Origin of the sequence: Bartonella sp. AP88HLJMH (assembly GCF_042195605.1) — a bacterium.
Classification (GTDB): domain Bacteria; phylum Pseudomonadota; class Alphaproteobacteria; order Rhizobiales; family Rhizobiaceae; genus Bartonella.
This window is the reverse complement of the sequence record NZ_JBHIOR010000029.1, coordinates 1-8,491: the sequence shown is the minus strand read 5'-3', so window position 1 is coordinate 8,491 and position 8,491 is coordinate 1. Positions and strand designations below refer to the sequence as shown.

Genomic DNA, 8,491 nt, shown 5'->3' with positions numbered 1-8,491 from the left:
GGGCTTGATGGAGGGCGCAATATTGATGAGGGGCGTTCTTTTGCAAGTGTGCAAACAGATTTAATCGAGTCGCATCAACATCAAGGACAGAGCCTTTCGATGTCTCATTTTACCAGCAACGAAAACTTTTGGGATGGGAATACGACAGATGTGTTGGGTTATCGTCTAGGCTTGTTTGGGGGGAGCTCTCTAGCGAATTTTATGGGCATAGAGCGTGAGAATTTAGGGGGCTACATTGTAAGTTCTCATACTCTTGATGAGAACCAAGAGGTTGTTTTGGAGAGCACTGGTGAAGGCGAGACGCGTCCAGTAAATGTGAGTGTTCTGTTTGCGATTAAGACATGAGGTGTAAGATGTCGACGATCTATGATTGGTCTTTAAATGCCTCCTTGAATGCCTATTGTGATGATTTGATTGATTGGTCAAAAGGACAACGTCCTAGTAGTCTGAATAATAGTGCTCGTGTGATGATGCAACGTGTGCGTGAGTATTTATCGGATACGAGTGGTGTGATTGAAAGCACTTTTACGGTTGATGCTGAACACCAGACGACGTTGATAAGACTTCAAAGCCAATCGCAATTTTTAGAGTATAAGAATGGGATATCAATTTGTTTTAAAGCGAAGGGCAAGAATGTTGGGGAAACCGCAATTGCCTTGAATGATTTGGCGGCTAAACCTGTTTACAAGGCGACGGAATTAGGTCTCCGTGTTTTATCTGGGGGCGAGCTTCAAAGGGGGTGCATTTATAGCTTGGTTTATAGGGATCATGCTTGGCAAGTTTTAAATCCTACGCCTCTCTCTTTATCGCAAGAGCCGGTTATCCCTGTTTATCCACCAGGGACGATAGGGATTTTTGGGATGCAAGTTTTGCCAGATGGCTGGTTACCATGTGATGGGAAGGCTTATTTGCGTCGTGATTATCCTGCTCTTTATGAAGCGATAGGGATCAGGTGGGGAGGCGCTGATAGTTGGACGAAGTTTAATGTTCCCGATTTGCGTGGTGTTTTTTTACGAGGTGTTGATGATGACCGCGAGATAGACCGCTTTCGTTATCTTGGCACTTTACAAAATGACGCAATGAGAAAGCATGACCATGGGGGTCAATCCTTTACGATTTTGAATGATGAAAATCAGGAAGAGAGTTGGCATGGTGATATGACAATCATCTGGGGATATGTGTTGAATGACCAGCAAAGATTGAAGCTTGCTGAACGTTTGGGCGTGAGAGCAGAGGATATACGCGTGCACCATAAGCTCGCCTTTCCCCATTCCCACCTTCACATGCGTGATGTTGCATTGGCAAGTTCAGGTATAAGTGAGACGCGCCCGATTAATATGAGTGTTGTGTTTGGAATCAAGACGTGAGGTTTAGATGTCCACGATTTATGATTGGTCTTTAACGGCATCTGAGAATGGTGGTGCTGATGCTTTAATTAATTGGTCAGAGGGACAGCACCCTAACACGGTTAATAATAGCGCTCGTTTTATGATGCAACGGGTAAGTGAGTATTTATCGGATACGGGGGGGGTGCTTGAAGGGATTGTGACGGTTGATAATAACCAAAAGACGAGCGTGATAAGGCTTCTAAGTCAATCGGCATTTTTAGAGTATAAGAATGGCATATCGGTTTGTTTTAAAGCGAAGGGCAAGAATGTTGGGGCGACAACAATTGCTTTAAATAATTTAGCCGATAAGCCCGTTTATAAGGCAACAGAAACCGGTTTATTAGCCTTATCGGGAGGAGAGATACAAGATGGCTGTCTTTATACGCTTGTGTATGATGAAGAGCTTACGGGTTGGCAAGTTCTCAACCCGACAAGGGGCAAAGTTTCTTCCTTAAAACGTTTACCTTCCGGTCTGATAGGACCGTTTGCAATGGAGCGCTTGCCGGATGGTTGGTTGCCATGTGATGGAAGTGCTTATTCACGGTATGTTTATTGGGATTTATTTTGTGTCATAGGAACGACGTGGGGAGAAGGAGATGGCGCCACGACGTTTAATGTTCCCGATTTTCGGGGGCTATTTTTACGGGGACTTGATAATGAACGCAATTTAGACCCTTGGCGTTCTTTTGCAAGTATACAACCCTGTTCTTTAAAAGCGCATGAGCATTTTATAGGTCCAGCGTCATCAGAAGGTCTTTCTTCTCGAAAGAAACGGAATGTTTCTTCTACTGAAGCGCCCGTGACAAGGCACAAGAGATCTGTAGACGAAGAGTGTGTAGGTTTGAGTGGGGATGCTTTGGACAAGTGTAATCAAGAATTTGACCAAATAGCAGGAAGTCCACAGGTAGAGACTCCCTTTTGGTTTACAGAAAAAGACAAGCCGCCGCGTTTACCTTGGTTTATCAGGAGCCCCTTTGCTAATTTTTTATATTATTCAACGCCTATAACGGCAGGTCTGAATGACAGAGAGCATCATGAACATCATCTCATGGCAGAGAGGGTTGGTGGTGTTGAAACGCGCCCCGTTAATGTGAGTGTAATTTATGGGATCAAGACATGAGGAGTTGAAATGTCATTAAAACCGTTTGCGATATCAGAGATTAGCGACCCGTCTCAAGTACGGGTCGTTTTGTATTCTGGGGGAGGTTTTGTACATGCGCCGCTTACTGGCGTTTTTGATTTACTGAAAGCCGCTTTGAAAACAGAGCTTGATGGTTCACTGAAAGATTTAGAGAAGCGCTTAGAGACCTTAAGAGAAGAGTTTGAAGATTTGAAAGAGTGTTCATTAGACGAAGTGCTCTGAATGATGTGAGGACGAAAGCAGATGAAGATACCCGATCATGAACATGAATATTTGATACCTGTCGCGACGAGAGAAGAAATGATAGCAGGAACTTCTCAAGACAGTGTTGTTGTTCCGAAGCTTTTAGGGACGGCGTCTTTGTATTCGTATGAAACCTTTGCGCCGTTAGAGCAGGTTGTTAATGCAAGGAAAGAAGCAGAAAAAGCCATGGCGCGTGCGAATGGCGCGCAACAGGTTGCAGAAGAGGCGAAAAAAGTATCGGAAAGAGCGCTTAGCGAAGTTACCAAAACGGGTGAAGCGGTTACAGCAGTAACGACAACGGCTAATCGTGCAAAAGATACAGCGGATACAGCCAAGGGATTAGCCGAAGAAGCCAAGAGTGCCTCTGAAGCCGCCAAGCAAATGGCAGAAGAGGCGAAGGCAGGATTTGATAGAGCTACAGGGGAAATAAGTAGTACGAAAGGTTCATTGGCTACGGCATTGCAAAGTTTTGTAGAGGTCAAGCAGGCAAGTGAGAACGCCGTCCATGTCTCGACAGAAGCAAAGAGATTAGCCGATGAATCGAAGTCCATTTCTGAACGTGCAGAACAAACAGCGAGAGATGCTTCCCAAACAGCAACAGAGACGAAGCAAGTAGCCGCAACAGCGGTAGCGACGTGTCATGAAGTTAAGACAGTAGCGACACAAGCAAGTATGAAGGCAGATGGAGCCAAACAGACAGCCGCTGATGCGAAGGATATTGCCGAAGAAGCAAAAGGTTTATCGGAACGGGCGACATCTTCTGTTAGAGAACTTACAAAAACAGCGTCTCAAGTACAAACGGCAGTAGAGAAGGCATTAACGGAGTCAAGAGAATCCAAACAGATAGCAGAGTCATCTAAGACACTCTCAGAAGAAGCCAAACAACTCGCAACAGAAGCCCAAAATGCCTCTACCAATGCGCTTACAGAAGCGAATGCAGCGAAGGATAAAGCATCTACAGCGCTTACCTTAGTCAATGATGTCAAGAATATTTCTGAAGAAGTGAAAGGTATTGCAGAAACGGCATTATCGACCGCTACCACAGCTAAACAGGCTGGTGATGAGATCGGGCAAAAAGCTTTAGAAGCGTTAACGAAGTCGAGTGAAGCTAAGAGCACAGCAGAGACGGCAGAAGAGAAAGCCGCAAGAGCCGAAAAGAAGGCGGATGATGCGACAATCACAGCTTCTGAAGCCAAGACTATGGCGCAAGAGGCCAAACAGGCGTTAGAGACATCAACAGCGCAACAAGATGCTTCAGAAGCATTGTCTAAAGCCGCTGAAGCGAAGAAAATAGCAGATCAGGCAGCAACGTTAGCCAATGAAAGTAAAACGACAGCTGTTGAGGCAAAAGGTTTAGTGGAGGAAGTAAAACAATCGGTAGCGACAGCGACAGCAACAGCAGAGAGCATAGCTAACGAAGCTAAAGTAGCATCAGAAAGCGCTGTTACAGTTGCGAATGCAGCGAAGAGCACAGCAGAAGAAGCCAAGAATGTAGCGGATAGAGCAACAGAGAAAGTAGAGCAAGCTGTAAGAGAGGCTAGCGATGCGAAATCTAAAGCGGAAAGTTTAAAGACTGTTGCGACTGAAGCGAAATCCACGAGTGAACAAGCAAGTCAAACAGCCTCTAATGCTAAAAGTTTATCAGAAGAAGCAAAGGTTAAAGCAGAAAGTGTAGAGAGAATTGCGAATGAAGCAAATCAAACAGCGACTTCTTCGAAGAGCGTATCAGAAGAAGCAAAAGAAGAGGCAAGTAATGCCAAAGCGATAGCCTTAGAAGCGAAAAGTGCAGCAGATAGTGCAATAGCGAAAGCGGAGCAAGCCCAACAGAGCACAACAGAAGCCTCTAGAATAGCTTTGGAAGCGAAAGCGGTAGCAGAGTCTGCGGCGCGTTCAGGAGAGACGGCAGGGCAGGTTGATGCAGAAGCGTTGAAGGGTATAGCTACAGCAGCAAAGAGTAAAGCGGAAGCAGCAGAGAAGGTAGCAGAAGAAACGAAAGGTGCTTTGGATGGTCTAAAACAATTAGCCAATAGTGCGAAGTCGACAGCGGACGAGGCAAAGAAGGTAGCTGATGGTGCACAAAAGAAGGCATCACAGGTAGAGACAGTAGCGGGTGAAGCTGAAAAGATAGCGAAAGAAGCCAAACAGACAGCAGGTTATGCCAAGCATGATGCGGAGCAAGCGCGTAGTGAGGTGGAAAATGCAAAAAGCACAGCGAATGCAGCGTGGAATAAAGCCCACAAAGCGAATGAAACAGCAGATAGTGCTAAGCTTACAGCAAGTTTAGCAGAAACGGCAGGCGAAGAAGCCAAGAAAATAGCGGAGAAAGCCAATAACTACGCGTATGAAGCAAAAGATGAAGCCGAAAAAGCCAAGGAAATAGCCAATAGTGCAAAATATGCAGCAGGAGAGGCGAAAAAGGCAGCTGAAACAGCGGGTAAGAAAGCCGCGTCTTTAGAAGCAGCCGCAGAAGAAGCACAAAAAATAGCACAGGAAGCCAAACAGACAGCAGGTTATGCCAACCATGATGCTGGGCAAGCTCGTAGTGAGGCGGAAAAGGCAAAAAGCACAGCAAATGAAGCGTGGAGTAAAGCTTACGACGCGAATGAAGCAGCCAATAACGCTAAGACTATAGCAAGATTAGCAGAAATGGCAGGTGAAGAAGCCAAGAAAATAGCAGAGAAAGCCGATGACCGAGCGTATGAAGCCAAGAATGAAGTAGAAAAAGCCAAGGAAATAGCGAGTAATGCAAAATATATAGCAGGAGAGGCGCAAAAGGCAGCTGAAACAGCGGGTAAGAAAGCCGCGTCTTTAGAAGAAGAAGCGGAAGAGGCACAAAAAATAGCCAAGGAAGCCAAGGAGTCTGCTGGTTATGCAAGACATGATGCGACGCAAGCGCGCAATCAGGCAGAAAATGCAGAGAAAATAGCCTCGTCTGCGAGGAGTAGGGTTATTGATATCAACCAAGTGGTTGAGAATTTTAAAGCCCCCGTAAGTTTAGCGCGGATGTACTCAGAAGAAGCCAAGAAAAAAGCCGAGTCGGCAGATTCACAAGCCTATCAAGCCAAGAGCGAAGCCGAAAAAGCCAAAGAAGTAGCCGATAGAGCGAAAAGGACAGCAGAAGAAGCCAAAACAACAGCCGATACGACGAAACAAGAGCTTGGAGGTATCAAGAGTTCCCTAGCAACGGCAACAACAGCCCATACAGTAGCTTCACAGGCAAAAGCGCTAGCGGAAGAGGTAAACAATTTACTGAAACAGTCCAATTTAACGGTTCTTTCAATTTCCACCCCGTTTCTTGTAGCGACAGGCAAAGCGCAATTAACCTTGAAAAAAGGAACACGCATAACTTTGGCATTAGGCAATGATATTTTAGTTGCAAGTTATACGGTAGATACAAGAATAAGCGTTCCTTCTCTTTCGGCGGGTAAGGATTATTATGTTTATTTGGTTTCTGATGGAGGACAGTCTCATAAATTTGTTTTATCAGAAAACTCTACGTATCCAAGGGATTACACAGTGAGTAATTCGCGAAAGATAGGAGGGTTTCATACGCTCTGTGCGGATGTTGGTACGATTTCCGGTCATCCATTGTCTGGTTATAGAGCAGGGGATATTTTACCCAATTCAGTTTGGTGTCTCAATCACCGTCCGCATAGTTCACCAGAAGGTATGGTTTATGACCCCTCTACAGATCTTTGGGTTGATATTTATCTTCAGTCAGGCACCGGTGAAAATACGCGCTCGGCATATGGTGTTCCGATCACAACAGGTCGTACCTATACAGATCATGTAACGGATATGATGCGTGTCAAGAAATCCTTACTGAGTGATGTGGAATTTGCTTCAACCATGTATGGAAGTAATGACAAAACAAGTATTAAAGGTAAGACTCCCCCCTCTCCTAAGACTTCAGGAGGTCACGTTGATACAGCAAATCGTCGTATGATCTCGCATATCGGTTGTGAGGAAGGTTGCGGTTATGTTTGGCAGTTTTTAGCAGGAACGTTTCCTATGCAAATAACGAATAGGGGGCAGGCTAGGTTAGAAATGAGATGGTTATCAGGAGGAGGAGGGTGGAGTCATGGTGTAGATAGCGGATGTTTTGCACGCTCCACGGTATCTTATTCTAGAGGTAATGAACAATTATGTGCGCGTGGTTGTAGCCATTCCCGTGATTTGTGAGGAGAGGTAGATGATAGATTATCCAGAACATTTAAATAGCAAGCAAGATTATCTGAACATGCTTTCTTTTGACAAAGTTGAAACGGTAAGAAGGCTAGAGATGCTTTTAGCAACACGTTTTTATTGGGTCTTTGTTAAAGAGCTTGGAGAGGGAGAAGAGGGGATTGAAGATGACACGCATAAGGTTTGTCTAACAACAACCATGCCGTTTGATTTAAATGGTGATTTTGTCGAAAAGCGTTGTCAGTATGAATTACAGGAAAGCGAATATGCGCCGCTCTTTCAACTTGGCTTTCGTGTTGAAGAAGTCGAGCAGCTGATCAAAGAGCATAGCCAATAGAGATCATAAGAAAACATTTTTATCCAGCCCCACTTTTGTGGGGCTTTTTTTATGGAGCGTCAGATGAGAAAGATATCGAAAGAAGGATTAGAGCTTATCAAACAATGGGAAGGTTTGCGTTTAGAGGCATATAGAGATACGGCATGTATCTGGACGATTGGTTATGGTCACACCAGCAATGCGGGTCACCCCCTTGTCAAAAAAGGCATGTGTATTAGCCAAAAGCAAGCGGAAGAAATCCTTTGTGAAGACTTAAAGCAATTTGAGAAGACGGTAGAGGAATCGGTGACGGTTTCGTTAACGGATTGCCAATTCGCGGCATTGGTCTCATTTTGCTATAATGTAGGAACAGCTGCTTTTCGCAAGTCAACCTTATTGAAGAAGCTTAATCAAGGGGATTATGAAGCCGTACCCTTAGAATTACAGAAATGGAATAAGGTCGGTGGGAAGCCTCTTGCGGGTTTAGCCAACCGTCGAGCAGCAGAAGCGGGATTATGGGTAAAAGGGGCTTATGTTTCTTCGAATTATCAAAGGGTAGAAACGAAAACGGCAACCGGACTTCTTAAAATAGAAGCACTTGCCCCGATTATAGGGTCTTGTTCTGGTTTTGGCGGCTTGTTAGCAGGCAATGGTCCGGTGCAATGGGCTTTAGCAGGCATGATGGTTTTAGCGGCTGTAACGGGCATAGTGATTGTCGCCAAGCGGTTTGGGGAGCAACGCTTATGATTTTTTGGCTAAAGAAATATTCTCTTATGTTTACAGCGGCTTTAGCCGTTTTTTTTATGGCTTTAGCCAAGGCGTTTCAGCTTGGCAAGCAAAGCGAACGGCAAAAGCAAACAGAGAATGCTTTAAAGACAGCAACAACCCGTCTTGAGGTAGAAAATGAAGTTAATCGAAAAAGTGATGGTGGTGTGCGCTCTGAACTTTCTCGTTGGGTGCGCGGCAAATAGGTCTGTTTCTTGTGGTGGCTGGTTGCCCATTTATTTGGATAATAAGGATGTTGCGGTCATCAGTTCCAACCTTGCAAGAGATATTTTGAAGCATAACAAGCAGGGAGCCCATTTATGTGGTTGGAAAGATGGTCAAGAAACGAAGCAGCAAAGATAAAGGTCTTACAGAAACAGAACAACAGCTCCTTCACGAGATGATAGAGACCTATCAAGGCTTAAAGATGATGTCACGCATCATGAAATTGAT

7 protein-coding genes and 1 pseudogene are annotated in these 8,491 nt (G+C 44.9%); all 8 read left to right on the top strand.

The annotated features are described in order from the left end of the window. A pseudogene (locus tag ACFIMA_RS08705) lies at positions 1-345 on the top strand (phage tail protein); the annotation flags it as partial. An 8-nt stretch (positions 346-353) separates the two neighbouring features. After that, positions 354-1,367 carry a phage tail protein gene (locus tag ACFIMA_RS08700; protein ID WP_375693333.1) on the top strand — a complete coding sequence of 338 codons (1,014 nt, stop codon included), beginning with the start codon at positions 354-356 and terminating at the stop codon, positions 1,365-1,367. Positions 1,368-1,374: 7 nt separating this feature from the next. Then, a complete protein-coding gene (locus tag ACFIMA_RS08695; protein WP_375693332.1) occupies positions 1,375-2,508 on the top strand; it encodes a phage tail protein in 1,134 nt (377 codons plus the stop codon). Between the two features lie 9 nt (positions 2,509-2,517). After that, complete coding sequence (locus ACFIMA_RS08690) at positions 2,518-2,751, top strand: hypothetical protein (RefSeq protein ID WP_375611072.1); 234 nt, start codon at positions 2,518-2,520, stop codon at positions 2,749-2,751. Between the two features lie 21 nt (positions 2,752-2,772). Continuing rightward, the gene (locus tag ACFIMA_RS08685; RefSeq protein WP_375693756.1) at positions 2,773-6,954 is read left to right on the top strand and encodes a hypothetical protein; all 4,182 of its coding nucleotides are present in this window, start codon (positions 2,773-2,775) and stop codon (positions 6,952-6,954) included. Between the two features lie 10 nt (positions 6,955-6,964). Continuing rightward, entirely contained in the window at positions 6,965-7,294 is a 330-nt protein-coding gene (locus ACFIMA_RS08680; protein ID WP_375632978.1) for a hypothetical protein, read from the top strand. Between the two features lie 63 nt (positions 7,295-7,357). Next, positions 7,358-8,020, top strand: a complete 663-nt coding sequence (locus tag ACFIMA_RS08675; RefSeq protein ID WP_375693755.1) for a lysozyme — start codon at positions 7,358-7,360, stop codon at positions 8,018-8,020. Then, the gene (locus tag ACFIMA_RS08670; protein ID WP_375607551.1) at positions 8,017-8,244 is read left to right on the top strand and encodes a hypothetical protein; all 228 of its coding nucleotides are present in this window, start codon (positions 8,017-8,019) and stop codon (positions 8,242-8,244) included. Before ACFIMA_RS08675 ends, ACFIMA_RS08670 begins: the two co-directional genes overlap by 4 nt. Positions 8,245-8,491: the final 247 nt, after the last annotated feature.

What these genes read in the sequence shown, in the direction of transcription:
- ACFIMA_RS08670 (WP_375607551.1), top strand. Translation starts at nt 8,017, where the DNA reads ATGATTTTTTGGCTAAAGAAATATTCTCTTATGTTTACAGCGGCTTTA.
- ACFIMA_RS08700 (WP_375693333.1), top strand. Translation starts at nt 354, where the DNA reads ATGTCGACGATCTATGATTGGTCTTTAAATGCCTCCTTGAATGCCTAT.
- ACFIMA_RS08695 (WP_375693332.1), top strand. Translation starts at nt 1,375, where the DNA reads ATGTCCACGATTTATGATTGGTCTTTAACGGCATCTGAGAATGGTGGT.
- ACFIMA_RS08680 (WP_375632978.1), top strand. Translation starts at nt 6,965, where the DNA reads ATGATAGATTATCCAGAACATTTAAATAGCAAGCAAGATTATCTGAAC.
- ACFIMA_RS08690 (WP_375611072.1), top strand. Translation starts at nt 2,518, where the DNA reads ATGTCATTAAAACCGTTTGCGATATCAGAGATTAGCGACCCGTCTCAA.
- ACFIMA_RS08685 (WP_375693756.1), top strand. Translation starts at nt 2,773, where the DNA reads ATGAAGATACCCGATCATGAACATGAATATTTGATACCTGTCGCGACG.
- ACFIMA_RS08675 (WP_375693755.1), top strand. Translation starts at nt 7,358, where the DNA reads ATGAGAAAGATATCGAAAGAAGGATTAGAGCTTATCAAACAATGGGAA.